The following is a 25,154-nucleotide window of genomic DNA, read 5'->3' as shown; positions in this document are numbered from 1 at the left end:
GACCCGTCTCCTGCTCCGCCGGCTGGTCACAATATGAAAAGACTGTCTGAGACAGTCTTTTCATTTCCAAAACGGGCTCTAGTCTCCGTCACCCGGCCCAGGGTAAGGGCGGTGTCGGGCGGCGTGATGACTTCCAGCCGGCCGTGCGGATCGGAGACGACCCGCACCTGCCGGTGAAGCCTCGCCAGCTCACGTCCCGCTTCCCGCCAGGCGCGCAGCACCTGTGGCTCCCTCCCGGCCCATCCGTACCCGTCCAGACTGCACCCCGGCGCAAAGGCGTATACGGTCACGGGTGCCTCCACCACACGGCGCTCATCATCGAAGATCAGCAGTTCCGGCGTCCGCACTCCGGCCCAGAAGGCGGCGGGAACCGCCACACTCTCGGTCAAAGTGTCCTCAGTGTCGCCGGGCATGGGCACGCGCAGGACCACCTCCCGGTCCTTCAGGACAGCGCGGTACACCCGGTTGACGATGCCGGCGCTGGGCAGCCTTTCCAGCGTTCCGCGCAGGCCATACTGTCTTGAAAAGGCGGCGAGTTCGGCGGGCGTCAGATCGGGCAGGGCGGGCATCCGTTCCAGTCTGGTCTCACCCCGGCCGCGCCACATCAGCACTGTGGCGGGTACACTCGCCCCCATGCAATCACTGGTGGACGCGATTCGTGAACAGGGCCTGATCCTGCCCGGTGGGTTTCTCAAGGTGGACGGCCTGGTCAACCACCAGTTGCTGCCCGGACTGACGCGCGAGATGGGCGTGCGCTTTGCCGAACTGTTCGCTCCGCTGCAGCCCAACAAGATCCTGACCATCGAGGTCAGCGGCATCGCGCCTGCCATCAGCGCCGCGATGGAACTCGGCGTGCCGATGGTCTACGCCCGCAAGAAAAAGCCGCTCACCATGAAGGAGCCCGCCTTCACCGCCTCCTCGGTGAGCCGCACCAAGGGGGGAGCCGTCGACCTGTTCATCAGCAGCGAGTTCCTGGGCCCGGATGACCGCGTGGTCGTGATCGACGACTTTCTGGCCTCGGGCGGCACGCTGCGCGCCCTGACCGGCATGATCGGACTCAGCGGCGCAACGCTGCTGGGCCTGGGCTGCGTGGTGGAAAAGCAGTTTGAATCGGGCCGCGAGAATCTCGCCGACCTGGGGGTGCCGATTCATACCCTCGCCAACATCGTCCGCATGAGCGAGGCCGAGGGCATCGTGGTCGAGGTCGGGGCCTGAAGCGCGCAGACCCGCGAACATGAGGCCTTCTGAATGTGGTCCTCAGTTGCGTGGCAGTCCACGTCTTTAGGCTGAGCGAAAGGACGTGACCCATGACCCAGCCTGATCCCCGAGCCGCCCTCATTCCGGACCAGAGCGCCCGCATTACCGTGGCGACCTACACCGCCTACCTGGACGCCCAGCGGGCCGTGGATTACCTGAGTGACCAGAAGTTCCCGGTGGAACGCACCGCGATCATTGGAGAGGGTCTCAAAACCGTTGAACAGGTCACGGGCCGCCTGGACTGGGGCCGCGCGGCGGGCCTGGGCTTCGGTCAGGGCCTGTTCGTGGGCCTGTTCGTGGGGCTGATCTTCAGTTTTCTGGGACTGGGCAGCGGCAATGTGCTGTTCTCGGTGGCCTACGGCATGGTGCTGGGGGCCATCTTCGGGGTGGTCTGGGGACTCGTGGGGTACGCGCTGAGCGGCGGGCGGCGGGATTTCACCTCCATCGGGGGAATGCGGGCCGAGCGGTACGTGATCCTGGCCGATGCCGAGGTCGCCGAGCAGGCCCGAACATTGCTCGCCAACCTGCCGCCGCGCTAAACCGGCCCGGCGAAAGTGCCGAAGGGGCCGGACCAGCGTCCCCCCGGGAGGAACGCTCCGGCCTTTCGCGCCCCGAGGCCCAGTTGGATAGCATGGCCCGCATGACACAGCCGGGCATGGAATTGCAGGAACTGATCGCCGAGATGGAACAGCGCCGGGGCAAGGTGGAAGCCGGCGGCGGCAAGGAGCGGCAGGACAAGCAGCGTGCGGGCGGCAAGCTCACGGCCCGCGAACGCATCGACACCCTGCTCGACCCGGGCAGCTTCCTGGAAATGGGCACCTTCGTGGAGCACCGCGGCGGGCGCCTGATGCAGGGTGTGGAGGCGCCCGGCGAGGGCGTGGTCACTGGGCGCGGCACCATTGACGGCCGGCAGGTCTTCGTGTTCTCGCAGGACTTCACGGTGCTCGGGGGGTCGCTGGGCAAGATGAACGCCGCCAAGGTCACCAAGATCATGGACCTCGCCGCCAAGACCGGCTGCCCGGTGATCGGCCTGAACGACTCGGCGGGGGCGCGCATTCAGGAAGGCGTGGACTCGCTGAGCGGCTACGGCGAGATCTTCTACCGCAACGCGATCTATTCGGGGGCCGTGCCGCAGATCAGCGCCATTCTGGGCCCCTGCGCGGGCGGCGCGGTGTACTCCCCGGCCCTGACCGACTTCATACTGATGAGCGGGGGCAGCAGCTACATGTTCATCACCGGCCCGGAGGTCATCAAGAGCGTGACGCGCGAGGACGTGACCTTCGATCAGCTGGGCGGCGCGGACGTCCACACCCGCAAAAGCGGCGTGGCCCACCTGGAATACGACGGAGACGAGGCCGTGCTGCTCGGCGTGCGTGAATTGCTGAGCTACCTGCCGCAAAACGCCCACGAGCATCCCCCCGTGAAGGAAACGAGCGATCCCGTCTCCCGCCGCAACGAACGCCTGCTGGAGATCGTGCAGCCGGATCAGCGCAAGCCCTATGCCATGCACGAGGTCATTCACGAACTGGTGGACGACGGCACCTTTCTGGAAATCCAGCCGAACTGGGCCAAGAACATCGTGGTGGGCTTTGCGCGGCTGGGCGGCCACAGCGTCGGCATCGTCGCCAACAATCCGCGGGTGATGGCCGGAACCCTGACCATCGACGCCTCCGACAAGGCCGCGCGCTTTATCCGCACCTGCGACTGCTACAACGTCCCCGTGCTGACGCTGGTGGACGTCACCGGCTTTCTGCCCGGCGTGGCGCAGGAACATGCGGGCATCATCCGCCACGGCGCCAAGATGCTGTACGCCTACGCCGAGGCCACCGTGCCCAAGATCACCCTGATCACCCGCAAGAGCTACGGCGGCGCGTACCTTGCCATGAACAGCCGCGACATGGGCGCAGACGTGGTGTATGCGTGGCCCACCGCCGCCGTCGCCGTGATGGGCGCGGAGGGAGCCGCCAACATCGTCTACCGCCGCGAGATCAACAGCGCCGAAAACCCCGAGGCCATGCGCGCCGAGAAGATCGCCGACTACAAGGACGCCTTCGACAATCCCTACGTGGCCGCGAGCAAGGGCTACATCGACGACGTGATCCCGATGGAGGACTCCCGTGCCCGCCTGATCCAGACCTTTGCCATGCTGCGCGACAAGGAAGAGACCCGGCCGTACAAGAAGCACGGCAACATGCCGCTGTAGTCCCAACCCCCTGTCATCAGAACCACGGGGCCTTCCAGCTTCCCCACCCTGCACCGCCGAATGCGGCCGGGGCGGGAAGCTTGCCGTGACCTGTGACCTGTGACCACACGGGGTCACACCAGTTCGGCCTGCGCCTCCTGTTCCTGCCGGAACTGCATTTCGTACAGGTCGCGGTACAGCCCGCCCACGTCCATCAGTTCGGCGTGGGTGCCGTCCTCGACGATCCGGCCGGCATTCATGACCAGAATGCGGTCGGCGTTGCGGATGGTGGACAGGCGGTGGGCAATCACAAAGGTCGTGCGGCCCCGCATCAGCCGTTCCAGGGCCGCCTGCACCAGCGCCTCGGATTCGTTGTCCAGGGCGCTGGTGGCCTCGTCCAGAATCAGGATGCGCGGGTCTTTCAGGATGGCGCGGGCGATGGCGATTCTCTGACGCTGCCCGCCCGAGAGCTTGACTCCGCGCTCACCCACCACCGTGTCGTAGCCGTGTTCAAAGGCGCGCACAAATTCGTCGGCGTTGGCAGCCTGCGCGGCGGCCTCGACCTCCTGCGGCGAGGCGTCGGGCCGCCCGTACAGGATGTTCTCGCGGACGGTGCCGGAAAACAGCAGCGTTTCCTGGGGCACCAGCCCCACCTGGGCCCGCAGGGACTCCAGCGGGTAGTCGCGCACGTCCCGGCCGTCCACCCGCAGCGAGCCGCCGGTTACGTCCCAGAAACGCGGAATCAGGTTGACGAAGGTGGTCTTCCCTGCTCCGCTGGGACCGACCAGGGCCACGACCTGTCCGGCGGGCACGGCCACCTTCAGGCCGCGCAGCACAGGCGCCCCCCCGTAGGCGAAGGCCACGTCCCGGAATTCGACCTGTCCCTCGGCGCGGGCCAGCGGCCGGGGCGTATCGGAGGTGGGCAGGTCACTGCGCTCGTCAAGGAGTTCGAAGATGCGCCCCGAGGCCCCCAGCGCTTCTTGAAACTGGTTGAAGATGCCGGTCAGGGCCGCCACGGTGCCGCCCACCTGCAGGGCGTAGATCAGGAAGGTGACGAGGTTGCCCGGCGACAGGTCGCCCGCCATCACCTGCCGTCCGCCGTACCACAGCACCACTGCCAGCGCCCCAAAGGTCAGGAAGCTCATGACCCCGCCCATCAGGGCCTGCAACTGGGCCCGGCGCAGCGCCGCCAGGAAACTGGCGAGCACTCCCTGGCCGTAGCGCCCGCGCTCCACGTTTTCGGCGGTGAAGCTCTGGACCACCCGCACCCCGCTGATGGCCTCCTCGGCGCTGGCGTTGGCGGCGGCCACGGCGTCCTGCACCTCGCGGCTGACCCGGCGGATGCGCCGCCCGATGGTAAAGGCCGTCCCGATCACCACCGGAATGACCGCCAGCGTGAGCAGGCTGAGCTTGAAGCTGGTCAGCACAAGCAGGATCACGGCCCCGATCAGGCTCACCGACTGGGCCGCCAGTTGCGCCAGCGCGGTGCTGGTCACCGTCTGCACCGTGCCCACATCGGCGGTCAGGCGGCTGGTCAGGTCCCCGGTCTTGTGGTCCCCGAAAAAGCGGGGCGAGAGGGTCAGCAGATGAGAAAACAGCGCCCGGCGCAGGTCGGCGACCACGCCCGCTCCCACCCGCGACAGCAGATAGGACTGCGCCGCCCCGAACAGCGACGACAGGGCGAAGATTCCCAGCAGCGCCAGCACGGTGCGGTCCAGCGGCCCGGTATCGGTGCTGCCCACCCGCAGGAACGAGGCGTCGATCAGACGGCCGAACAGCAGCGGAAAGATCAGGTTCAGGCCGCTGGCAACCAGGGTGGCGAGCAAGCCCACGATGAACAGCCCCCGGTACGGCCGCGTAAAGGCCAGCAGCCGTCTGAGTTGCCGGGGATCACGCCGGGGCCGGGGCGCGTCAGGGTCGCCGATCGGGATATCAGACGCAGAGGAGCGGCCAGGGCGCGAGAACATGGGCCCAGCCTACGCCCCCGGGTTCCCCGACAACTGTCTTGAAGGGGCCGCTTGAGGTCCGGCCTGCGGGGACTGGACCAGGCGGCGTGGAGGCCGTGCCAGAGCGCTCCCCGCCCGTCACGCGCCGCTCATGCGGTCTTAATGGCAGACACCGGAACGGGCGCGGCCCCGGAGTCTGCGCGTATCCTGTTGCATTCTCAAGTTCAGCACATAGGATCAGCACACAGGGGGTCGGCGCGCATGAAATACCAGCCAGGCAGCGAATTTTTTGATGAGATGTACACGCCGGACGGGCAGGTGCGGCCGCATTACCAGGGCCTGCTGGACTACATGGACCGCCTGGGCATTCCCGAGTTTCAGAGGCGGCACGGGCTGTTGGATGTGGCCTTTCGCAACCAGGGCATCACCTTCACGGTGTACGGCGATTCCAAGGGCACCGAGCGCACCTTTCCCTTTGACCCGGTGCCGCGCATCATCCCCGCCTCGGAGTGGGCCTATGTCGAGGCGGGGATGACCCAGCGCGTGCGGGCGCTGAATGCCTTTCTGAACGACGTCTACAGCGAGGCGCAGATTCTGGGCGACGGAGTCATTCCCGGGGAACTGGTGTATACCTCGGGCCATTTCCGGCGCGAGGTCCACGGCGTCACGCCTCCCGGCGGCCTGTATACCCACATCGTCGGCACGGACCTGATCCGGGATGAGAAGGGCGAATATCTGGTGCTGGAGGACAACCTGCGCTCGCCCAGCGGGGTGTCGTATCTGCTGTCCAACCGTGACGCCATGCGCCGCATCTACCCCAAGATGTTCGAGGGCCAGGGCGTGCGGTCGGTGCAGCACTACGCCACGGTGCTGCTCGCGCTGCTGCAATCGGTCAGCCCACGCGACAACGGCACGGTGGTGGTCCTGACGCCGGGCATGTACAACAGCGCGTACTTTGAGCACGCGTACCTCGCCCAGCAGATGGGCGTGGAGCTCGTGGAGGGCCGCGACCTGTTTGTGGACGCCGGGCGGGTCTGGATGCGGACCACCGGGGGGCGCCGACAGGTGGACGTGATCTACCGCCGCATAGACGATGACTTCCTCGATCCGCTGGCCTTCCGCCGTGACAGCGCGCTGGGCGTTTCGGGGCTGGTGGACGTCTACCGTCAGGGACGGGTGGCCATCGCCAACGCCATCGGCACCGGCGTGGCCGATGACAAGGCCGTGTACGCCTATGTGCCCGACATGATCCGGTACTACCTGAACGAAACGCCCATCCTGAACAACGTCCCCACCTTTCTGGGCACCGACCCCGACCACCTGCAGCACATCCTGGACAACGCCGCCAACATGGTCATCAAGGCGGTGGGCGAGGCGGGCGGCTACGGCATGCTGATCGGTCCCTCGGCCAGCGAGCAGGAGGTGCAGGAGTTCCTAGTCAAGGTGAAAGCCAATCCGCGCGACTTCATCGGGCAGCCGGTGGTGGGCCTGTCGCGCCATCCCACCTTCTATCCCGACAGCGGTGGATTTGAAGGCGCGCATATTGACCTGCGGCCCTACATCCTGTGCGGCACCGACGACGTGACCATCGTGCCGGGTGGCCTGACGCGCGTGGCGCTGCGCCGGGGCAGTCTGGTGGTCAATTCCTCGCAGGGGGGCGGCAGCAAGGACACCTGGGTGCTGGACCATGACGGTCCGGTCACGCCGCAGGGCCTGAGTCAGATGATGCACGGCGACGCACGGCAGGCTCACCAGGGCGGCCCTGACCCGGTCTATGACCCCGCGGTGGGCAGCGAGGACGGCGGATGGGAAGCTTCTGAGCCAGAAGCCGGGGCCACCGCCGAACCGCGCCCGACCCAATCGCAGGAACAGCCGGGCAGCGGCTCACAGACCCAGCGGCAGTCCCTGAGTCAGTCGTCGGACACGCCTCCCCCCTCTCCCGGCGGACAGTCCTATCAGCAGGAGCTGGAAAAAGACGAGCTTGAAGGCCCTGAGACCCAGGAAGGTGAGAAATAATGCTGCTGCTGTCCCGGCTGGCCGAGAACCTGTTCTGGATCGGGCGCTACATGGAGCGGGCCGAGAACACCGCCCGGCTCCTGAACGTCAACTACTACGCGGGCCTGGAGGTCTCGGGCCGCGCGCGCGAATACTGGACGCCGCTGCTGGAACTGACCGGCGGCGAGAGCGAGTTGCGGGCCAAGTATGGCCGGCTGGACGCCCGCAGCGTCAGCTCATGGATGGCCTTTGACCGCGACAATCCATCGAGCATTGCGAGCAGTCTGGCCCGCGCCCGCGAGAATGCCCGTGGCCTGCGCGACCGCATTCCCAGCGAGATGTGGGAATCGGTCAACCGCTCCTACCTGACGCTGTGTTTCGAGAACGGCGATGTGCTTGACCGCGACGGCCTCTTTGAATACTGCGCCGCCGCCCGGGACGCCTCGCAGTTCTTCTTCGGCATCGCCTTCGCCACCCTGCCGCGCGATGAGGGCTGGTCGTTCATGCGCGCCGGTCAGATGCTGGAGCGCGGCGACAACACCCTGCGCGTGCTGCAAAGCCGCTTCAAGGACGCCGCCGCCCAGACCGAGCGCGCCGACCCGGCCGGCCGCACCCTGCAGGATCAGCGCTGGGTCAGCGCCCTGAAGGGGGCCAGCGCGTACGAGGCCTACCGCAAGCGGGTACACACGGGCATTCACCCGCTGAAGGTCACCGAATTCCTGCTGCTTGACGACTACTTTCCGCGCAGCGTGCGTTACAGCGCCGAGAACCTGCACGAGGCGCTCTCGCAGATTGACCGCCACCACCCCGGCGCCCATCCCGAGATCCTGCGGCTGTCGCGCTGGCTGGTCGCCCGACTGCAGTACGCCCGCGTGACCGACATCGTCCAGACCCAGGATCCCTCCATCGAGGCGCTGCTGGGCGACTTCAACCGGGTGGGGGCCGCCATCAACGCGGCCTATTTCGAAGAAGAATGAGGCTCCGCCCCGCCGCCGCCGCCGGCTGTTTCCCCCGGAAGTCGTCTGCTCCGCGCCGCCCCTGCGGCGCCCGGACGTGTCAGACTGCCCCGCAGAACCGGTAGAGGGTTCATCTGCTATGCGCTGCGAAATCCGGCACACCACCGAGTACCACTATCCCAAGCCCGCCTGGGATTCCTTCAATCAGGTGCGGCTGCATCCCTCCCAGGAGACCCGCCAGAGCGTGCGGCTGTTTCATCTGAACGTGACGCCGAACGCCGAGATCACCTCGCACAAGGACTACTTCGGGGCCATCGTGCATCACGTTCACGTGCACGAACACCACCGGCACCTGTTGATCGAGGCCCAGGCCATCGTGGACACCCACGCCGTGACCCTGCCGGCCCCCACCCCTGTGGGCGAGCTGAGGCCGGTGCGTGGGCGCAACAGCGAGTTCCTGGTGCCCAGCCCGCGCGTGCCGGGCGGTCAATGGCCGGAACTGTTCGGGGTCACGCGCCCCGGCCCCGGCGACGATCTGCCCGAGTTCCTGATGAACCTGACCAGTCATCTGCGCCGCCGCTTCACCTATGATCCGCAGGCCACCGATGTGCGCACCCCGCTGGCCGAATTTGCCCAGCATGGGCGCGGGGTCTGCCAGGATTTCACGCACGCCATGCTGGGCATCACCCGGCAACTCGGCATTCCGGCACGGTATGTCAGCGGCTACCTGTACAGCGGCGGCGAGATGCGCGGTGCGGAGGCCACCCACGCCTGGGTCGAATGCCTGATTCCGGGGTACGGCTGGCTGGGCTACGATCCCACCAACGACTGCCTGGCTCTGGAAAAGCACATCAAGATCGGCCACGGGCGCGAATACAGCGACGTTTCTCCGGTGGGAGGAACCTATTTCGGAGGCGGTCAGGGCAAGCTGGACGTGGCCGTACACGTGTACAGCGACCAGTAGGGCAGTACTTCAGGGAAGGGAACAAGAAACTGGGGCGGCGCCACTCAGACGCCGCCTCCACACTGAACCTGCCTGGAGAAGAAAAGCTGGCTTCAACCGGCCACGAACAGCCCACCCAGCGCTGCCCCCAGCACCATCCCCACGATGAAGTTGGCAATACCTGCCAGCACCAGGGTCACGATGGCGGGTACCTGCTCGCGCAGATTCATACTCGACTGCACCGCGAGATAGCCGAAATAGACCATCACGAGGCTGATCAGGAGCGACACCAGCCAGCCCAGAATGGGAATGATGCCGATGACCGTGGCAATGATGCTCAGCGGCACGAAGAACAGCGCGAAGGTGTAGGCGACTTCCGGATAGGTGCCGGTCCCCTTGAACAGGCTTCCGCCGATCAGGTACACCGCCCCGGTGAAGATCAGGAACTGTACCGGAATGGTGATCAGGCGCGAGAAGAACTGACCGAAGAAGGTCACGTCCGAATGAAAGAGCGCAAAAAATGCCGCGATCACTGCCGAGACGACAGCGGCAACGAGCACATAGGTGAAGGCACTTTTGATGCCGCCGCGCTTCTCGTACCGTTCGAACGTCGCGGCGCTGGGCTGGGTCAGGACGGCGGTGCTCTGGGCAAACATGTCCTGAATATTGGATTCAGGGCCGGAGTAGACGGGGCCTCTCATAACCCACAGTACGCTCTGGCCACTGTTGACGTTCCGCCCATCTGCCTTTATGCCAGCTTAATGCACCATCCCAGGTTGGTCTGGGCAGTCCCTGTTTCCCATCCGCGACCCGACGCCTTCGCCTCCCTTTTGTTGGGCCGCAGGCATGAGAGAATGGTTCAATGACAGACCTGTCCTCCACCACCGGCGCCACGCCCCAGACCCATTCCGGGTTCGTGGCGATTGTCGGCAAGCCGAACGTCGGCAAGAGCACGCTGCTCAACGCCTTTCTGAACACCAAGGTGGCTCCGACGAGTCCCCGTCCCCAGACCACCCGGCGGGGCGTGCGCGGCATCTTTTCCAGCGACACCCACCAGATCGTCTTCGTGGACACGCCGGGGCTGCACAAGCCCAAGGACGCGTTGGGCAAGTACATGAACCAGGAAGTGCACAGCGCCCTGGCCGATGTGGACGCCATCCTGTGGGTGGTGGACCTGCGCCATCCCCCGGGCGAGGAGGATCAGCTGGTGGCCCGGCAACTGCGTGACCTGCCCAAGCCGCTGTTCCTGGTGGGCAACAAGCTCGATGTCTCCAAGTACCCCGAGGAGGCCATGAAGCTGTACGGCGCGCTGCTGGAAGGCCGTACGGCCGACACGCAGGAAGTGATGCTCAGCGCCCAGAACAACACCACGGCGGTCGCCATGCTGCGCGAACAGGTGCTGGATATCCTGCCCGAGAACCCCTTCTTTTACCCGCGCGGCGCGGCCAGCGACCAGACCCGCGAGATGTGGGCCGCCGAGATCATCCGCGAGGAGGCCATGAAGAAGCTGCGCGACGAGCTGCCCTATGCCGTCGCCACCCGCGTGAACCGCTGGACCGAGCGCGAGGATGGCCTGCAACGCATCGAGGGCGAGATCGTGGTCGAGAAGAACGCCCACAAGGGTATGGTCATTGGTGCGGGCGGCAAGCAGCTGCGCGAGATCGGCCAGGCCGCCCGCAAGCAGCTGGAGGTGTTCCTGGACCGCAAGGTCTTTCTGGGCCTGGAAGTTATCGTGATCAATGGCTGGCGCGAGGACCCCGAAGCGCTGCGCGAACTGGGCTACGAGTAAGACGCGGCGGGAAGCGAAGGAACAGACCGGAGTGCCATTGCGGCACTCCGGTCTGTCTTTGCATGCTTTCGCCGGCATGAAGTAGGTGTAAGGCGGTAAGAGGCTAGCAAACCCCTCCAAACTGATTCAGTCTTAATGGAACGGTGGGGCTGAGCGGATGAGCGGCTGAGCGGTCAACTTTGCACGCGGGTTAAAACGGCAAGGATTAGATTCCTGAGTGGACATGAAGAAAATGATCGCGCCCGCCATGACTGTAACCCTGACTGCCTTGCTGGCAGCCTGTGGTGGAGGAGGCGGTGGACCCACCCCGCCTGCCTCTGCCCATACCCTGAGCATCAAACTGACTGGGCCCACCAGCGCTCCCGTCAAGGTCATCAACTCCACCATCCAGGCCACGCTGTTTGAGGGCACGCTCGCCAGCGGCAAAGCCTTCGCCGGCATTGCGGCGGGCAACGTCCTCAGGGTGGAGGGCGGCCCGGTCAACGGGTACACCACACCCCCTGCCCAGAGCGTGACGCTCGACGCCGACAAGACGGTGACGCTGGAATACAAGGTCAGTGCTCCGGCCGGAGTCGCGCTAAGTAATACCACCATTTCCGGAAAAGTCAGCGGAACGGACCTGAAGCTCAACAACGCCTACATAGAGAGCGCCAGAACTGTATTTTTCGCCAAGTCCACGCTCGCCGACAATGTGCTCTCCTTTGATCTGTCCAAAATTGCGCCTGAGGCGGCGGACCTTACAGGCAATTTCGATGCAGGCTGCACGGCAAGGAGCAGCGACTCCACTGCCCGGGTGCTGGAGAGCATCTACCTCAATACATACAGTCCACAGCGTGATCTGCTCGGAACGATCAAGGAGAAGGTGGTGGCCGGTGCGGACGCCTCCCTGCCGGACGCCCTGATTGACCGGCTGTATTCAGATCGGCCCTTCACCATGAAAAGCACCTGCAGCTTTACGAATGACGCGGGCATTGCCTTCAGCGTGAAGTATGACATTGCGGTCGGACGCGGCTGGAACACCCTGGTCCTCTCCAAGGACGGCACGACCTACACCGTCCGCAACGCTTCGTCCGACGACCAAGTCGGACTGGTATTTACTTCCAGCACACCCCGCGTGGGTGTTGATTTCAATTCACAGGACCTGACCTTCACCAGCAATGAGACGGTGACGGTGGACGCCGACCTGGTTCAGATTGGCAATTACTCCGGCACAGTCAATCTGAGCACCTCGATTCCGGGCCTGACGGTAGAACCCGCCACAGTGACTCTGGCTCCGCTGCCCAAAATGACCGCTCAGGCGGCACACTCCGACATGTTCGGTGGGCTGGATCTGCAGCCGCAACTGCTGGCCACCAAACTGACGTTCCGGTACACTGGAACAGACAACTACACAGGGCAGCCGTTTGAGGTGATGGTCAAGGATGGAACCGGCAAGCAGGTGGGCACGGGCTTCGGCGTCCTCAATGTCAACCGCCCTGGCATCAGTATGTACATCCAGAATCCAGAGGTACAGATTCCCCCCAGCAGCACCCGGTATATCGCCGTTTCTCTGAGCAGCACGGGCACTTTTAGTGGCAACGTCACGCTAAGCGTCAACGGGCTGCCGGCCGGCGTCGTGGCCAAACCCGTCAATGTGAACCTGAACGGTTACAGTTCCACTCAGATTGAGCTGACCAGCGATGCAACCCTCAAACCCGGCACCTACCCCCTCACGGTCTCCGCTCAGAGCGGAGACCGAAGTGCCAAAGGGTCCGTCGCATTGACGGTCCCCAAGCCAACGGTCACGGTCAGCCTGCACAACAGCTACGAATCCCAGGCCGTGTATCAGGGAGACAAAGGGTTTGTTGAGGTGGACGTGCGCAGTCAGGACGGCTTTAATGGCACCACCACCTTGGAAATCACCGGGCTGCCCCAGGGCGTTACGGCGACGCCGACCCATGTACAGGTCGCGCCCAACACCGTGACCACGGTCAAGGTGCCGCTCACGGCGGTGGTGGACGCGGCTTTGGGAAGCACTCAGGTACAGATCACTTCACCGGATCTGGGTGCCCTGCCGTATACCGGCAGCAACACCTTTACCCTGACCGTGCGACCTACCCGGACGGCCCTGGGAGCAAACGTGTCTTCGCAAGCTGTGGCAGCCAGCCAGGGGGTGTGGGTGACCTCCAGCGAATACGATTCGCAGCAGTCCCTCAATGTCAGCACGCTCAGGCGGCTCGTGGCAGGAAAAGTCGTGGCTACCGCCAGCATTCCGGACACCATCGTGAGATTGATCGCCCTGCCCAGTGGCTCCCTTCTGGCCACCACCTCCCCTCATGGATCCGGTAAGGCTTATCTGGTCACTGCCAGCGGAACCAGTACCCCTCTGACTCCCCCAAGTGCAGTGGACAACGGCGCAAGCGACAGTCACGGACGGATCTGGTTCGTGAAGACCACCCAGACCGGCATGGGAGGACAGCTGACTGCCCTGACACATTGGAACCCCACCACAGGCGCCGTCGCGACGGTCCCCACAGCACAGACGATCGAGGCGAGCGGGACGTTCACGGCCAGCAATGACGGCAAGCAACTGATCTATCTGCCAAGCTACTCGAACAAGGGGCTGAAGATCGACACAGTCACGGATACCGTCACCCCCCTGGAATTCGGAGCCAGCGCGCAGTCCACCAGTATCGCCATCAGGAACGACGGGCTGATCTATCTCACCGAATACGGGCGGTTGAAGCGCATCAACACAGACGGTTCCACAACGACGTTTCAAAACCAATCTCAAATCGGCCGGATGATTGGCTTTGACAAGAAAGACAGCACGGTACTCTGGAGCACCAGCTACAACGGGCTCCTTAAGATTGATGTCACCACCAATCAGTTCACCGAACTGTCTCTGGGCAGCCCTGCAGCGGCGACGCCGCTGAGCAGTGGTGGTGTGGCGGTACTGACCCAGGAATACACTTCTGGAGGACAGATCGCAACCTACCTGAGTCTCCTGCCTTAAACAGTCCGGGGAATCCGGAAATAACCGAGGCCACTGTCACCCGTGCGGCTGCTTCAGTCCAGTTCCATATCGATCATCGGCAGCTTGCGTTCTTCCGGGTTCCCGTGGCCACCGGACGTGGGCTCAGGGTCAGCCTTCGCCCGGACGTCGGGAATGGCGACCGGGGTACTGCGGTCCATCTCCTGCGGCGGCTGACCGGGTTTGACCCAGCGGGTGCCCGGACCGGCGGGGCCGGCCGCCTTCGGGGGCGTCACCGGATAGGCCGCCTGTCGCGCGGCGCGCAGGATCGAGTCCACCTCGCCTTTGCTGAGCAGACCCTTGTGTTCCAGAGTGCTGAGCAGCCCCAGCACCATCTTGCGGGTAAACTCTGCCTCCTGCTCTGCATTTTTGGGGTTGCGAGAATCGGTCATGGGTTCCAGAGTAGCGCGAGTGCGCGGCGCACTTCGGTCAGGCGGGTGCGCGGCGGGCCGTCTGGGACTCGGCGCGGGCCAGCCACGGAGCAGGCTCAGAAGGCCTTTGCTCCCGGAGCGGTAACAGCCCCCGGGGAGGCAGGCCGGGTGCCGCGCGACCGGCAGAACAGAGGTGAGTGTTATCCTTGGCGCGTTGCTCAAGTTCCTGCCTTGAAAGCGTGGCACCAACGGTCAGCACAGTTACCCACACGGCAAAATGCTTGTCCTAGACTACGGGCTGGAATGAAAAGCAGAGCCTGCACAGGGCACGAAGAAAGTGAGGAGGAAGGGAATGTATAAGGGAAGAGAGGGGCAGTGGGCATTCCTGCTCCACCGGTTGTCGGGGCTGGCGATTCTGGCCTATCTGCTGCTTCATGTGTTCAGCATCGGGTCGTTCATGTTCGGTGAGCGCTTCTACATGGCCATTCACGACACCTACGACCTGCCGGTCTTCCGTATCGGGCTGGTCTTTATCACGGCAGGTGTGGTGTATCACGCCTTTAACGGCCTGCGCATCATCATGATGGACATGACCGGTGCGGGCGTGGCCTACCAGCGGCAGATGTGGTACGGCGTGCTGCTGATCAGCGTGGCGAGCTTTGTGTACGCGGCGTGGTCGCTGTGGCCCCGTCTGGTCGGAGGGTACTGAGATGATCCGTGCGAGAACCTTCGTGGATGCCCGGCAGCAGGCCCACAGCAACGCCGAACTGAACTGGTGGATCTTCATGCGCATCAGCGGCCTGATCCTGGTGTTTCTGGTGCTCGGCCACATCTACATGACCTTCATTCAGGTTTCCGAGGCCGACGCGACCTTCACGGCCGTGGTGGGCAAGCTGGCCAACCCGGCCTGGAAGTTCTACGACTGGCTGATCCTGGCGCTGGCCCTGATGCACGGCACCAACGGCGCGCGTTACTCCATAGAGGACTACGTGCGTTCACGGCCCAACCGGGCCTGGGTCAAGGGCGTGTTCTACACCGTGGTGGCGCTGGTCTTTGCGTTCGGCACCATCGGTCTCTTCTCGATTTGAGCTGCCCCTGAGGCAGTCAAAGGACTTAACTGACTATGCAGCATCGTTATGACGTACTGGTGATTGGCGCCGGCGGCGCCGGCCTGATGGCCGCGTTGTACGCCGCCAAGGGCAATGTCTCGGTCGCGTGTATCTCCAAGCTGTACCCCACGCGCTCGCATACCGGCGCGGCACAGGGCGGCATCGGCGCCGCGCTGGGCAACGTGGCCGAAGACCACTGGGAATGGCACATGTTCGACACCGTCAAGGGCGGTGACTACCTGGCCGACCAGGACGCCGCCGAGGTGTTTTCCAAGGACATCATCGACGCGGTGTACGAGCTCGAGCACATGGGCCTGCCCTTCTCGCGCACGCCGGACGGCAAGATCGCCCAGCGCAAGTTCGGCGGCCACACCCGCGAGTTCGGCAAGGCGGCCGTCGAGCGCAGCTGCTACGCCAAGGACCGCACCGGCCACATGATCCTTCAGACGCTGTACCAGCAGAACGTCAAGGAAGGCACCATGTTCTTCAACGAGTTCCACGTCACCGACCTGCTCATCGAGGACGGACGCTGCCGGGGCGTGGTCGCCTACGAACTCGCCACCGGTGAGATCCACACCTTCCATGCCAAGGCCGTGATCCTGGCAGCGGGCGGCTACGGACGGATCTTCAAAATCACCAGCAACGCCCTGACGCTGACCGGCGACCTGATGAGCATCTACTACCGCAAGGGCCTGCCGCTGGAGGACATGGAGTTCTACCAGTTCCACCCCACCGGCCTGGCCAAGCTGGGCATTCTGGTCACGGAGGGCATTCGCGGCGAGGGCGGCATTCTGCGCAACGTCGACGGCGAACGCTTCATGGAGCGCTACGCGCCCACCATCAAGGACCTTGCGCCGCGCGACATCGTGTCGCGCAGCATCATCAGCGAGATCCGCGAGGGCCGGGGCGTGGGCCGCGACGGCGACGCCGTCAACATCGACCTGACCCACCTGCCGCGCGAGGTCATCGAGGGCAAGCTGGCCGAGATCACCGACCTGGCACGCACCTACCTGGGCATGGATCCGGTGAAGGATCTGGTTCCCGTGCAGCCCACCGCCCACTACGCGATGGGCGGCATTCCCACCGACCTCAATGGGCTGTGTCTGTCCGATGGGAACGGGGGTAGCATTGAGGGTCTGTACGCGGCGGGCGAGCAGGCCTGCGTGTCCCTTCACGGCGCCAACCGTCTGGGCACCAATAGCCTGGGTGATCTGGTGGTCTTTGGCCGCCGTGCCGGTATCTACGCCGCGCAGTACGCCCGCCAGGTGGAATTCCCGGATCTGCCTGACGATCCGCAGCGCGAGACCAAGGACATGTTCGACGGCCTGAAAAATGGCAGCGGCAAGGAAAATCCCGCATTGATCCGCAAGGAGATGCAGGAGTCGATGATGAACAATGTCGGCATCTTCCGCAACGGCCCGGACATGGAAAAGCAGGTCGAGATCCTCAAGGAACTCAAGGCGCGCTATCAGAACGTGAACGTGGGCGACCCCAGCCTGCGCTATAACTCCGAGCTGATCGAGGTCATGGAACTCGGGTTCATGCTGGACTGCGCCGAGGCCATGACCGCCAGCGCCCTGAACCGCACCGAATCGCGCGGCGCCCACGACCGCGCCGACTACTCCACCCGCGATGACGTCAACTGGCTCAAGCACACCATGGCCTACAAGGACCTGAACCGGCCCGGCCACGTGCAGATCGGTTACAAGGACGTGGCCCTCAAGGGATTCACCCGCGCCTTCGAGCCCAAAGCCCGCGTGTACTGACCCGCGACCGAAGGGATGGCCCAGAGATCTGAACCCTCCATCCCTTCACCGGCCCATATTCGAAAGGACTGTCAATGACCCAAATGCCACACGAAACCAGCACCGCGCCCGCCGCCGTCAAGGGGGCGCTGCCGATGCTGCATGTCAAAGTCAAGATTCTGCGCTTCGACCCGGAAAAGGACCGCAAGGCGCACTGGGAAACCTACGCCATCGAGGCCCAGGCCGGGGACCGCGTGCTGGACGTGATCAACGAGGTCAAGTGGTACCACGACCCCAGCCTGACCTTCCGGCGCTCGTGCATGCACGGCATCTGCGGCAGCGACGCCATGCTGATCAACGGGCGCAACCGCCTGGCCTGCAAGACCCTGGTGCGTGACGTGGCCAAAGACGGGGGCACCATCACCATCGAGCCGATCCGTGGCCTGAAGGTGGAAAAGGACCTGCTCGTGGACATGGAGCCGTTCTTCGACTCGTACAAGGCGATCATGCCCTATTTCATCAACGAGTCGCCCGCCCCCGCCGCCGAGCGCATTCAGTCCGAGGCCGAGGCCGAGCGCATGGCGCACTCCAGCAACTGCATCCTGTGCGCGTGCTGCACCACCTCCTGCCCGATCTTCTGGGTGAACGGCTCCTACCTGGGTCCGGCGTCCATCGTGCAGGCACACCGCTTCATCTTCGACAGCCGCGACGAGGCCACCCAGCAGCGGCTGAACATCATGAACCAGAACACCGGGGTGTGGCGCTGCCGCACCGCCTACAACTGCACCGAGGCGTGCCCGCGCGACATCCCCATCACCCAGTTGATCGAGGAAGTCAAGCGTGCGGTGATGTACCAGCAGGCGTAAGGCACACATCTGCAGACGGGGCGCGGAGGCTACGGCTTTCCGCGCCCCTCCTTTTGCGGTTCAAGCCAGCGCACCCGCTTGCCCCGAGCGCGGGCGTATTCGATTTCAGCGCGGGTGCTTTCGCCCACATAGCCGCCCACGTTGATGACCAGAATTTCATCGGCCAGATCAATCTTGTGGCGGTGCAGTTCAGCCAGCCCTTTCAGCGCGGCCGTCTTCTGAACGTCATCCAGATGACCCAGGACGTCCTCATCGTGCCGACGGTGGCTGCCCACGCTCAGCACCATGCGGCCCGCCAGCGTTTCTGCCAGGGAGGCCGCATCGAATGCTTCCAGAAAGCGCACGCTGCCGCACAGGCAGACGATGACCGGGCCGTCCCGATTCAGAATTGCAGGGCGTACCTCACGCCGTCGTTGCCGGTGCATTCGCCAATGCCGTGCTCGGTTTCATCCACCGTCAGGGTGCAGATCAAGGTCAGGGTGGGAGCCCCAGCGGTGCGGGCGATCAGGTTGCCGCTGCGGACCCGTGGGGCGCGGGGGCGGGGCGTATCCAGACGGGTGCCGACTCCCAGCATCCCGCTGTCGCCCACCGCTGCCGTGCCGCCCAGCGCAACGCTCAGGCCCCAGCCTGGGGGCAGCGGTCCCGCCGCGCCGCCGTCCAGCAGGGCCGTCCGCCCACTGTAGACCTGACCCCCTATGCGGATGGTGGCGTTGTCCGCGGCGAAGGGATCGCCCAGCCGGGACTGCAGGGTGCCCCGCTGGAAACTCACGGTGCCCTCCTGGCCGGTGACGCTGTTCACGATGCGGCCCACCTGCGGGCCGGTCATGGTGGGAGCACACGAGGCCAGCAGGCCTGCAAAGGCGGCGCTCAGCAACAGGACAGGGAGTTTCATGGTGCCCTCATCTTAAGGCGTGTTCCTGACGCAGCCATGAGCCCTTCGCCGGACTGTACTGAGCCTTGGGCGGGCTCCAGAACCTCATGCACTTCCAGAACGTTGGGACCGCTGAAGGCCTTCCGGGGCAGACTGCCGCTGCGGGCGTGTCCCTGGCGGAAGGCGTCGCTGGAAGTCCAGGCTTCAAAGGCCTCGCGGCTTTCCCAGAAGGTGAGGACGACAAAGGGGTCTCCGTCCCTGGTGGGCGTCAGGACGTGGTTGGAGATGAACCCCGGCATGCCGTCCACCAGACCGGCCCGGTGACGAAAGCGGTCCATGAACTGTGCGTGATACTCGGGATTCACGAAGATGCGGTTGGACACGGTGATCATGCGGAACCTCCGGCCGAGGGCGTCAGGGCAGCGAAATCGTGGATGAAGGCTTCCTGCCCACGGGTTTCTATGGCGTTCGGGCTGCGGGTCTGCCGGACCAGGCGGATGGCCGCTTCCGGATCCAGGCCGCCCTGAACGAGCAGACAGGCGGCGGCCAGCCCCGCACGGCCCAGACCACCGCGGCAGTGCACCACCACGCTGCGCCCATCGAGCAGATCGGTCATCAGCTCGTCGATGAAGGCGGCAAAATCGGCGCGGTCTGCCGGGGCCTGTCCATCGGGGATGGCGAAGGACCGGACCTGCAGGCGGTGCAGGTCGGCGGCGGCGTGGTAACCGTCCATGCCCAGCAGATCGAACTCAAAATCCTCGATCAGGGGGGCCAGGACGTTCGCGCCCTCACGGGCCAGGGTCTGCAGGTCAGCGTGAACATCCCGGTCATGCACCACGCCCGGCTGATAGACGCTGTGGCCCTTCTTGCCGGGCGCGAAGGTCAGGCCCAGGCGCCCGGGCCACAGGCCGGTGGGCACCCAGTCCACGCGAATGGGATCGGGCAGCGCCGCGCCGCTCACGCGCCCGCCTGTGCCGGCGCGAGGGGCCGCAGGGCGTCTTCCCGCAGCACGTCTTCCTGCAGCCAGCGGGCCGCGTCCAGGGCGTGGTAGGTGATGATCGCGTCGGCGCCGGCGCGGCGCATGCCGGTCAGGTTCTCGAGGACCGTGCGCCGCTCGTCCATGAAGCCGAGCTGCGCGGCGGCCTTGACCAGCGCGTACTCGCCGCTGACGTTGTACGCCACCAGCGGCAGGTCGAAGTGGTCGCGCAGCACGCGCAGCACGTCCAGGTAGGCCAGCGCCGGTTTCACCATCAGCGTGTCCGCTCCCTGTTCGGCGTCCAGGCGGGCCTCGCGCAGCGCTTCACGGTGCCCGCCCGCCGGGTCCATCTGGTAGGTGGCGCGGTTGCCCACGCTGGGGGTGCTGCCCGCCGCGTCGCGGAAGGGGCCGTAATACGCACTGGCATACTTGACCGCGTAGCTCATGACCGGAACGTGCGTGAAGTCCGCCGCGTCCAAGGCGGCGCGGATGGCTCCCACCTGACCGTCCATCATGGCGCTGGGTGCGATCACGTCCGCGCCCGCGCGGGCCTGCGAAACCGCCGTGAGGGCGAGCAGTTCCAGGCTGCGGTCATTGTCCACCGTCCACGCCTCGGCCCCGCTTTGCCCGGGCACCCCACACAGGGGGCCGCAGTGACCGTGATCGGTGTATTCGCACAGGCAGGTGTCGGCGATCACGGTCAGGCCGGGCAGCGCCGCCTTGATGGCCCGCGTTGCCCGCTGGATCACGCCGTCCTCGGCATAGGCTCCGCTGCCCAGCGCGTCCTTGTGGTCGGGAATCCCGAACAGGATCACGCTGGGAATGCCCAGTTGCAGCGCGCTGCGGGCCTGCTCGACGGCTCCCGTGATGCTGTGGCGGCTGATGCCGGGCATGGAGCTGATCGGCGCCTCGTCCGGCAGTTCGTGAACGAAGATCGGATAGATAAAGTGGGCGGGGCTCAGGCTGACCTCGCGGGTCAGGGCGCGCAGGGCAGGAGTGCGGCGCAGGCGACGGGGACGGTCTAACATGGCCCCACGCTACCGCCTGCGCGGGCGCACGATTGGAAGGCCCTCCTCACAGACCGGCGCTCAGGCTGTGCCCAGCAGACGGCGCACCGCAAAGCGCACCCGGCCCAGGCTGGCAACGTCGTCAAAGGCGGTGAGCAGCAGCTGGTCTCCGTGCGGGGTCAGCAGGACCGGCCCGCCGTCCACGTCCAGCAACAGATCCTGCCACTCGCCGCCGAGGTGGCCCTGCAGGCTGCCGACCACGGCATGGCCCGCCCGCGCCAGTCCCTGCTCCCCGCTGAGGACAGCCGGGTCCAGCGTGCCGCGGTCTGCCCCCGCGCTGCTCACCACGCTTCCGCTGCGGTCCAGCAGCACCGCGTGGCGCACCCCACGCACGTCCAGCAGCGCCCCGATCATGCGCGGTCCGGGCGCGGCAGGTCGCCGAGTTCCAGCACCAGTTTCGCCAGGGTCTGCTGGGCGTGGCGGGTGTCACTGCTGCGCGACAGGGCCGCTCCCAGCACGTATTCCCCGCTGGTGATCGCCACGACCTCCACGCGCTCGCTGGTCAGGGCGATGCGGCTGACCTCCCCCGCCCCCAGGCGGCGGCCCAGACGGTCCAGGACCGTGCGCAGCGCGGTCAGCTCGGCGGCCAGCACGTCGCCGCCGTCCCCGGACGCCTCGATGGGCAGGCCGTCCGGGCCCACCAGGGCGCTGGCGATCACGCCGGGAAGTTCGGTCAGGGCATCTATTTTCACAGCGTGGTCCTCGTCAGTGTCGGAGCGGGGCGGGAAGCAGGGCGGGCGAAGAAGCGCGCGGGCACACCCACGGTCAGGACGGGGGCCTTCACAGCATCGGCTCCAGCTTGCGGGCCGCGTCGCGGCCATACAGCCGGGCCTGGCCCAGGTTGCTGCGGGCGTCCAGCGCGATCAGCAGGAAGTATTCGCTCTTGACCGGACACAGGTACACGCTCAGGCGTTCGCCGCGCAGGTACAGTTCGCGGGTCTGCCCCCCGTTCAGGGTCTGGGCATAGGCGCTGTTGGCTGCCTGCAGCAACCCGGCATGTTCGGCGATCAGCAGGTTCAGGTTGGCAGCCGTGGTGGCGTGGCCCTCGATCAGCAGGCCGTCCAGGCCTCCGATGGCGGCGGCCCAGGCCCCATCCACGTCGTTCACAAGTTGAGTGAGTTGGGCAAGCATTCTTCCGCCATGATAGGCAGTGACCTTGACGGAATCGTCACAGAGCGGCGCATGAGTCGGCCACGGTCCGGCCCTCCCCCTTCTCCCTGCGCTGGCCACCCCTGTACCGAAAGCCCCAGGCCCCTGTTCGGGCGCCTGAACGCACCGCCCTGAATCACCGTTTCTGCCGCTGCTTTCGGGTAGAATGACTGTATTGAGGGAATCTTCTGCAGAACGATTTTTATTACGCTCATAGCAGAATATGCTAGAATTGTTTCACTCCTGGCAGCCAAGCCAGGCCTCGATCAACACCCCATTGCCGGGCGTCCAACCCCCGCCCCGTCAGGAGACACATGACTGGAATTCATCCCGTTGACATCACCAGTGAGGTCAAGACCAACTTCATCACCTACGCCATGAACGTGATCGTGGACCGTGCGCTGCCCGACGTGCGCGACGGCCTCAAGCCGGTGCAGCGCCGGATCATGTACGCCATGATGCTCGAGGGGCTCTACAGCAACCAGAAGCATGCCAAGTCGGCCTCCGTGGTCGGCGAGGTGATGAAGAAGTACCACCCGCACGGCGACTCCTCCATCTACGACGCGATGGTGCGCCTGGGCCAGTGGTGGAACATCCGTTATCCGCTGGTGCATCCACAGGGCAACTTCGGCTCGATCGACGGCGATCCACCCGCCGCCATGCGTTACACCGAGGCCCGCATGACCAAGGTGGCCGAGGAAGTGCTGGCGGACCTTGAGAAAGAGACCGTCGACATGCGCCCAAACTACGACGACACCACGGTTCAGCCCTCCGTGTTGCCCTCGGCAGTCCCCAACCTGCTGATCAACGGCGCGACCGGCATTGCGGTGGGCATGGCGACCAACATTCCGCCGCACAATCTGACCGAGATCTGCAACGGTCTGCTCGCCATCATCGACAAGCCGGAACTGAGCCTCGACGAAATGATGGAACATGTCCAGGGACCGGACTTCCCCACCGGCGGGCGCATCAGCAAGCAGGGCATCCGCGAGGCCTACGCCACCGGTCACTCGGGCTTGAAGGTGCGCGGCAAGGCCCGCATCGAGGAAAAGAACGGCCGCAACCAGATCATCATCTCCGAGATTCCGTATCAGGTGAACAAGACCAACCTGATCCAGACCATCTCGGCCATGTACAAGGCGGGCAAGATTCCCGACATCTCGGCCCTGCGCGACGAGTCCGACCGCAAGGACCCGGTGCGCATCGTGATTGAACTCAAGCGCGGCGCGATTCCCACGCTGGTTCTAAACCAGCTGTACAAGTACACCCAGCTGCAGGGCACCTTCACGGTGATCAACCTGAGCATCGTGAACGGCGAGCCGCGCGTGCTGCCGCTGCTGGACACCATGCGCTACTTCCTGACCCATCGTCAGGACGTGGTGACGCGCCGCACCGTCTACGAACTGAAGAAGGCCGAGGAACGTGCCCATGTGCTCGAGGGGCTGCTCAAGGCCCTTGACCACATTGACGAGGTCATCAGCCTGATCCGGGCGAGCAACACCGGCGCGGAGGCCAGAGACGCCCTGATGGTCCGCTTCGGGCTGACCGAGGTGCAGTCTCAGGCGATTCTGGACATGCGCCTGCAGCGTCTGGTGGGCCTGGAGCGCGACAAGCTGCAGGGCGAGTACGACGAACTCAGCGCGACCATCGCCCGCCTGCGCGCCATCCTGGGCGACGAAAAGCTGCTGTGGCGCGAGATCAAGAAGGAGATCCGCGACATCCGCGACCGCTACGGCGACGAGCGGCGCAGCACCATCAGCGTGCTGGAAGACGACATCAGCAAGGAAGACCTGATCGCCGTTGAGGACATGGTCATCACCATGACCAAGGCCGGGTACCTCAAGCGCACCAAACTCGACGCCTACCGCGAGCAGAAACGCGGCGGACGCGGGGCCTCGGGCGGCAAGCTGCGCGACGAGGACATCAACACCCGTGTCTTCGTGGGCAGCACGCACGACTTCCTGCTGTTCTTCACGGACCAGGGCCGAGTCTTCCACGAGAAGATCTACGACCTGCCGGAAGCGGGCCGCGACGCCAAGGGCACCCATATCCGCAACCTGCTGCCCTCGCTGCGTGACGACGAGAACATCGCCAGCGTCCTGAGCGTCGGCAGCTTCGAGGAAGCGGGCTGCTTTATCTTCGCCACCCGCAAGGGTGTGGTGAAAAAGACCATGATCACCGACTACGGCAACATCACGTCCGCCGGACTGATCGCCATCAACCTGCAAAGCGGGGACGAGCTGATCAGCGTGGGCATCGTGCAGGATGATGACCATGTGGTGCTGGCGACCCGCAACGGCAAGGCCATGCGCTTCCAGAGCGGCGAGGTGCGCGACACCGGCCGCGCCACCCAGGGCGTAATCGGCATCCGGCTGCGTGAGGGCGAGGAGGACGCAGTGGTGAGCATGGCGCTGGTCCCCGGCGGCGACGAGAGCAGCGAACTGCTGTCGGTCAGCGAGTGCGGCCTGGGCAAACGCACCCCGGTGGGCGACTATCCCGCCAAGGGCCGCGGCGGCATGGGCGTGATCACGCTGGACGTGACCGAGAAGACCGGCAAGCTGGTCACCTTGGCCCGTGTGGCCGGCGACGAGGAACTGATGGTCCTGACCGAGAAGGGCACGGTAATTCGCACCCGCGTAGAGGAAGTGCGCGTGACAGGCCGCAACGCCCAGGGCGTGAAGGTCATGAACATCGGTGAGAAGGACAGCGTCATCAGCGCCTTCCCGATCCGCCGCGAAGACGCCCTGTAAGCTGCTTTTCCTGCCCTAGCCTTTGCAAGTGCGCCCGGATCCTGCTGGACCGGGCGCATTTTAACCTTGCATTGATCTTGGGAGCTTACCCCTGACGGCCTGACACAAAGTATGAGAAAGCGTCCCCGGTAGGGGACACTTTCTGTTTGTGACAACCGAAAATGCCACC

Annotated in this window: 25 protein-coding genes; 13 read left to right on the top strand and 12 right to left on the bottom strand. The window is 65.1% G+C overall.

Translation table 11 applies throughout. The features are described 5' to 3' along the window. Positions 1 to 26: 26 nt before the first annotated feature. Complete coding sequence (locus IEY21_RS14890; RefSeq protein ID WP_188905138.1) at positions 27 to 569, bottom strand: phosphotransferase; 543 nt, start codon at positions 567 to 569, stop codon at positions 27 to 29. A gap of 64 nt (positions 570 to 633) precedes the next feature. Between IEY21_RS14890 and xpt the strand changes: the two genes are divergently transcribed. From xpt to IEY21_RS14875, 3 genes are all read left to right on the top strand, one after another. Further along, positions 634 to 1,215, top strand: coding sequence for a xanthine phosphoribosyltransferase (gene xpt, locus IEY21_RS14885; RefSeq protein WP_188905137.1), 582 nt, complete (start codon positions 634 to 636; stop codon positions 1,213 to 1,215). A 92-nt stretch (positions 1,216 to 1,307) separates the two neighbouring features. Next, positions 1,308 to 1,796, top strand: coding sequence for a YflT domain-containing protein (locus IEY21_RS14880; RefSeq protein ID WP_188905136.1), 489 nt, complete (start codon positions 1,308 to 1,310; stop codon positions 1,794 to 1,796). 101 nt (positions 1,797 to 1,897) lie between these two features. After that, the gene (locus IEY21_RS14875) at positions 1,898 to 3,460 is read left to right on the top strand and encodes an acyl-CoA carboxylase subunit beta (RefSeq protein ID WP_188905135.1); all 1,563 of its coding nucleotides are present in this window, start codon (positions 1,898 to 1,900) and stop codon (positions 3,458 to 3,460) included. A gap of 113 nt (positions 3,461 to 3,573) precedes the next feature. On the opposite strand, the gene IEY21_RS14870 is transcribed toward IEY21_RS14875, so the two are convergent. Next, positions 3,574 to 5,406 carry an ABC transporter ATP-binding protein gene (locus IEY21_RS14870; protein WP_188905134.1) on the bottom strand — a complete coding sequence of 611 codons (1,833 nt, stop codon included), beginning with the start codon at positions 5,404 to 5,406 and terminating at the stop codon, positions 3,574 to 3,576. 240 nt (positions 5,407 to 5,646) lie between these two features. Between IEY21_RS14870 and IEY21_RS14865 the strand changes: the two genes are divergently transcribed. The 3 genes from IEY21_RS14865 to IEY21_RS14855 all read left to right on the top strand — a co-directional run bounded on the left by IEY21_RS14865 (position 5,647) and on the right by IEY21_RS14855 (position 9,300). Next, positions 5,647 to 7,401, top strand: coding sequence for a circularly permuted type 2 ATP-grasp protein (locus IEY21_RS14865; RefSeq protein ID WP_188905133.1), 1,755 nt, complete (start codon positions 5,647 to 5,649; stop codon positions 7,399 to 7,401). Beyond that, complete coding sequence (locus IEY21_RS14860) at positions 7,401 to 8,357, top strand: alpha-E domain-containing protein (RefSeq protein ID WP_188905132.1); 957 nt, start codon at positions 7,401 to 7,403, stop codon at positions 8,355 to 8,357. Before IEY21_RS14865 ends, IEY21_RS14860 begins: the two co-directional genes overlap by 1 nt. A gap of 118 nt (positions 8,358 to 8,475) precedes the next feature. Then, positions 8,476 to 9,300: a transglutaminase family protein gene (locus IEY21_RS14855; protein ID WP_188905131.1), complete on the top strand. Its 825-nt coding sequence runs from the start codon at positions 8,476 to 8,478 to the stop codon at positions 9,298 to 9,300. A gap of 92 nt (positions 9,301 to 9,392) precedes the next feature. Here IEY21_RS14855 and IEY21_RS14850 read toward each other — a convergent pair whose 3' ends face one another. Next, positions 9,393 to 9,980, bottom strand: coding sequence for a YIP1 family protein (locus IEY21_RS14850; RefSeq protein ID WP_188905130.1), 588 nt, complete (start codon positions 9,978 to 9,980; stop codon positions 9,393 to 9,395). Between the two features lie 161 nt (positions 9,981 to 10,141). On the opposite strand from IEY21_RS14850, the gene era reads away from it, so the two are divergent. Both era and IEY21_RS14840 read left to right on the top strand, forming a co-directional pair. Then, entirely contained in the window at positions 10,142 to 11,068 is a 927-nt protein-coding gene (gene era, locus IEY21_RS14845) for a GTPase Era (RefSeq protein WP_188905129.1), read from the top strand. 223 nt (positions 11,069 to 11,291) lie between these two features. After that, entirely contained in the window at positions 11,292 to 14,063 is a 2,772-nt protein-coding gene (locus IEY21_RS14840) for a hypothetical protein (protein ID WP_188905128.1), read from the top strand. A gap of 53 nt (positions 14,064 to 14,116) precedes the next feature. Here IEY21_RS14840 and IEY21_RS14835 read toward each other — a convergent pair whose 3' ends face one another. Continuing rightward, the gene (locus IEY21_RS14835; RefSeq protein ID WP_188905127.1) at positions 14,117 to 14,473 is read right to left on the bottom strand and encodes a hypothetical protein; all 357 of its coding nucleotides are present in this window, start codon (positions 14,471 to 14,473) and stop codon (positions 14,117 to 14,119) included. Positions 14,474 to 14,789: 316 nt separating this feature from the next. Here IEY21_RS14835 and sdhC point away from each other — a divergent pair, with 316 nt between their 5' ends. The 4 genes from sdhC (at position 14,790) to IEY21_RS14815 (ending at position 18,172) form a co-directional block, all read left to right on the top strand. Then, on the top strand, positions 14,790 to 15,161 hold the full coding sequence (sdhC, locus tag IEY21_RS14830) for a succinate dehydrogenase, cytochrome b556 subunit (RefSeq protein ID WP_373290526.1): 372 nt from the start codon (positions 14,790 to 14,792) through the stop codon (positions 15,159 to 15,161). A gap of 1 nt (position 15,162) precedes the next feature. After that, positions 15,163 to 15,540, top strand: a complete 378-nt coding sequence (locus IEY21_RS14825) for a succinate dehydrogenase hydrophobic membrane anchor subunit (RefSeq protein ID WP_188905125.1) — start codon at positions 15,163 to 15,165, stop codon at positions 15,538 to 15,540. A gap of 35 nt (positions 15,541 to 15,575) precedes the next feature. After that, positions 15,576 to 17,327, top strand: coding sequence for a succinate dehydrogenase flavoprotein subunit (gene sdhA, locus IEY21_RS14820; protein ID WP_188905124.1), 1,752 nt, complete (start codon positions 15,576 to 15,578; stop codon positions 17,325 to 17,327). Positions 17,328 to 17,410: 83 nt separating this feature from the next. Then, the gene (locus IEY21_RS14815) at positions 17,411 to 18,172 is read left to right on the top strand and encodes a succinate dehydrogenase iron-sulfur subunit (protein WP_188905140.1); all 762 of its coding nucleotides are present in this window, start codon (positions 17,411 to 17,413) and stop codon (positions 18,170 to 18,172) included. 29 nt (positions 18,173 to 18,201) lie between these two features. On the opposite strand, the gene IEY21_RS14810 is transcribed toward IEY21_RS14815, so the two are convergent. The 8 genes from IEY21_RS14810 to IEY21_RS14775 all read right to left on the bottom strand — a co-directional run bounded on the left by IEY21_RS14810 (position 18,202) and on the right by IEY21_RS14775 (position 22,217). Then, positions 18,202 to 18,516 carry a hypothetical protein gene (locus IEY21_RS14810; RefSeq protein ID WP_229753136.1) on the bottom strand — a complete coding sequence of 105 codons (315 nt, stop codon included), beginning with the start codon at positions 18,514 to 18,516 and terminating at the stop codon, positions 18,202 to 18,204. A 38-nt stretch (positions 18,517 to 18,554) separates the two neighbouring features. After that, positions 18,555 to 19,064: a hypothetical protein gene (locus IEY21_RS14805; protein WP_188905122.1), complete on the bottom strand. Its 510-nt coding sequence runs from the start codon at positions 19,062 to 19,064 to the stop codon at positions 18,555 to 18,557. Then, entirely contained in the window at positions 19,061 to 19,435 is a 375-nt protein-coding gene (locus tag IEY21_RS14800; RefSeq protein ID WP_188905121.1) for an antibiotic biosynthesis monooxygenase family protein, read from the bottom strand. Before IEY21_RS14800 ends, IEY21_RS14805 begins: the two co-directional genes overlap by 4 nt. Next, a complete protein-coding gene (locus tag IEY21_RS14795) occupies positions 19,432 to 20,004 on the bottom strand; it encodes a cyclin-dependent kinase inhibitor 3 family protein (protein ID WP_229753135.1) in 573 nt (190 codons plus the stop codon). The genes IEY21_RS14800 and IEY21_RS14795 overlap by 4 nt, the downstream gene beginning before the upstream one ends. Continuing rightward, the gene (gene hemB, locus IEY21_RS14790; protein ID WP_188905120.1) at positions 20,001 to 21,047 is read right to left on the bottom strand and encodes a porphobilinogen synthase; all 1,047 of its coding nucleotides are present in this window, start codon (positions 21,045 to 21,047) and stop codon (positions 20,001 to 20,003) included. Before hemB ends, IEY21_RS14795 begins: the two co-directional genes overlap by 4 nt. Positions 21,048 to 21,107: 60 nt before the next feature. Continuing rightward, positions 21,108 to 21,440, bottom strand: a complete 333-nt coding sequence (locus tag IEY21_RS14785) for a roadblock/LC7 domain-containing protein (RefSeq protein WP_188905119.1) — start codon at positions 21,438 to 21,440, stop codon at positions 21,108 to 21,110. After that, on the bottom strand, positions 21,437 to 21,778 hold the full coding sequence (locus IEY21_RS14780; protein WP_188905118.1) for a roadblock/LC7 domain-containing protein: 342 nt from the start codon (positions 21,776 to 21,778) through the stop codon (positions 21,437 to 21,439). Before IEY21_RS14780 ends, IEY21_RS14785 begins: the two co-directional genes overlap by 4 nt. Positions 21,779 to 21,866: 88 nt before the next feature. Then, positions 21,867 to 22,217, bottom strand: coding sequence for a roadblock/LC7 domain-containing protein (locus tag IEY21_RS14775; RefSeq protein ID WP_188905117.1), 351 nt, complete (start codon positions 22,215 to 22,217; stop codon positions 21,867 to 21,869). 332 nt (positions 22,218 to 22,549) lie between these two features. Here IEY21_RS14775 and gyrA point away from each other — a divergent pair, with 332 nt between their 5' ends. Beyond that, positions 22,550 to 24,985 (top strand): DNA gyrase subunit A, encoded by a 2,436-nt coding sequence (gene gyrA / locus IEY21_RS14770; RefSeq protein ID WP_188905116.1) that lies wholly within the window; start codon positions 22,550 to 22,552, stop codon positions 24,983 to 24,985. The last annotated feature ends 169 nt before the right edge of the window (positions 24,986 to 25,154 follow it).

Origin of the sequence: Deinococcus aerophilus (genome assembly GCF_014647075.1) — a bacterium.
Taxonomy (GTDB): domain Bacteria; phylum Deinococcota; class Deinococci; order Deinococcales; family Deinococcaceae; genus Deinococcus; species Deinococcus aerophilus.
This window is presented reverse-complemented; position numbering and strand designations above follow the sequence as displayed.

Excerpts from the sequence above, each read along its gene's own strand:
- IEY21_RS14890 (WP_188905138.1), bottom strand. The coding sequence starts at position 569 with ATGCCCGCCCTGCCCGATCTGACGCCCGCCGAACTCGCCGCCTTTTCA.
- xpt (WP_188905137.1), top strand. The coding sequence starts at position 634 with ATGCAATCACTGGTGGACGCGATTCGTGAACAGGGCCTGATCCTGCCC.
- IEY21_RS14880 (WP_188905136.1), top strand. The coding sequence starts at position 1,308 with ATGACCCAGCCTGATCCCCGAGCCGCCCTCATTCCGGACCAGAGCGCC.
- IEY21_RS14875 (WP_188905135.1), top strand. The coding sequence starts at position 1,898 with ATGACACAGCCGGGCATGGAATTGCAGGAACTGATCGCCGAGATGGAA.
- IEY21_RS14870 (WP_188905134.1), bottom strand. The coding sequence starts at position 5,406 with ATGTTCTCGCGCCCTGGCCGCTCCTCTGCGTCTGATATCCCGATCGGC.
- IEY21_RS14865 (WP_188905133.1), top strand. The coding sequence starts at position 5,647 with ATGAAATACCAGCCAGGCAGCGAATTTTTTGATGAGATGTACACGCCG.
- IEY21_RS14860 (WP_188905132.1), top strand. The coding sequence starts at position 7,401 with ATGCTGCTGCTGTCCCGGCTGGCCGAGAACCTGTTCTGGATCGGGCGC.
- IEY21_RS14855 (WP_188905131.1), top strand. The coding sequence starts at position 8,476 with ATGCGCTGCGAAATCCGGCACACCACCGAGTACCACTATCCCAAGCCC.
- IEY21_RS14850 (WP_188905130.1), bottom strand. The coding sequence starts at position 9,980 with ATGAGAGGCCCCGTCTACTCCGGCCCTGAATCCAATATTCAGGACATG.
- era (WP_188905129.1), top strand. The coding sequence starts at position 10,142 with ATGACAGACCTGTCCTCCACCACCGGCGCCACGCCCCAGACCCATTCC.
- IEY21_RS14840 (WP_188905128.1), top strand. The coding sequence starts at position 11,292 with ATGAAGAAAATGATCGCGCCCGCCATGACTGTAACCCTGACTGCCTTG.
- IEY21_RS14835 (WP_188905127.1), bottom strand. The coding sequence starts at position 14,473 with ATGACCGATTCTCGCAACCCCAAAAATGCAGAGCAGGAGGCAGAGTTT.
- IEY21_RS14825 (WP_188905125.1), top strand. The coding sequence starts at position 15,163 with ATGATCCGTGCGAGAACCTTCGTGGATGCCCGGCAGCAGGCCCACAGC.
- sdhA (WP_188905124.1), top strand. The coding sequence starts at position 15,576 with ATGCAGCATCGTTATGACGTACTGGTGATTGGCGCCGGCGGCGCCGGC.
- IEY21_RS14815 (WP_188905140.1), top strand. The coding sequence starts at position 17,411 with ATGCCACACGAAACCAGCACCGCGCCCGCCGCCGTCAAGGGGGCGCTG.
- IEY21_RS14805 (WP_188905122.1), bottom strand. The coding sequence starts at position 19,064 with ATGAAACTCCCTGTCCTGTTGCTGAGCGCCGCCTTTGCAGGCCTGCTG.
- IEY21_RS14800 (WP_188905121.1), bottom strand. The coding sequence starts at position 19,435 with ATGATCACCGTGTCCAACCGCATCTTCGTGAATCCCGAGTATCACGCA.
- hemB (WP_188905120.1), bottom strand. The coding sequence starts at position 21,047 with ATGTTAGACCGTCCCCGTCGCCTGCGCCGCACTCCTGCCCTGCGCGCC.
- IEY21_RS14785 (WP_188905119.1), bottom strand. The coding sequence starts at position 21,440 with ATGATCGGGGCGCTGCTGGACGTGCGTGGGGTGCGCCACGCGGTGCTG.
- IEY21_RS14775 (WP_188905117.1), bottom strand. The coding sequence starts at position 22,217 with ATGCTTGCCCAACTCACTCAACTTGTGAACGACGTGGATGGGGCCTGG.
- gyrA (WP_188905116.1), top strand. The coding sequence starts at position 22,550 with ATGACTGGAATTCATCCCGTTGACATCACCAGTGAGGTCAAGACCAAC.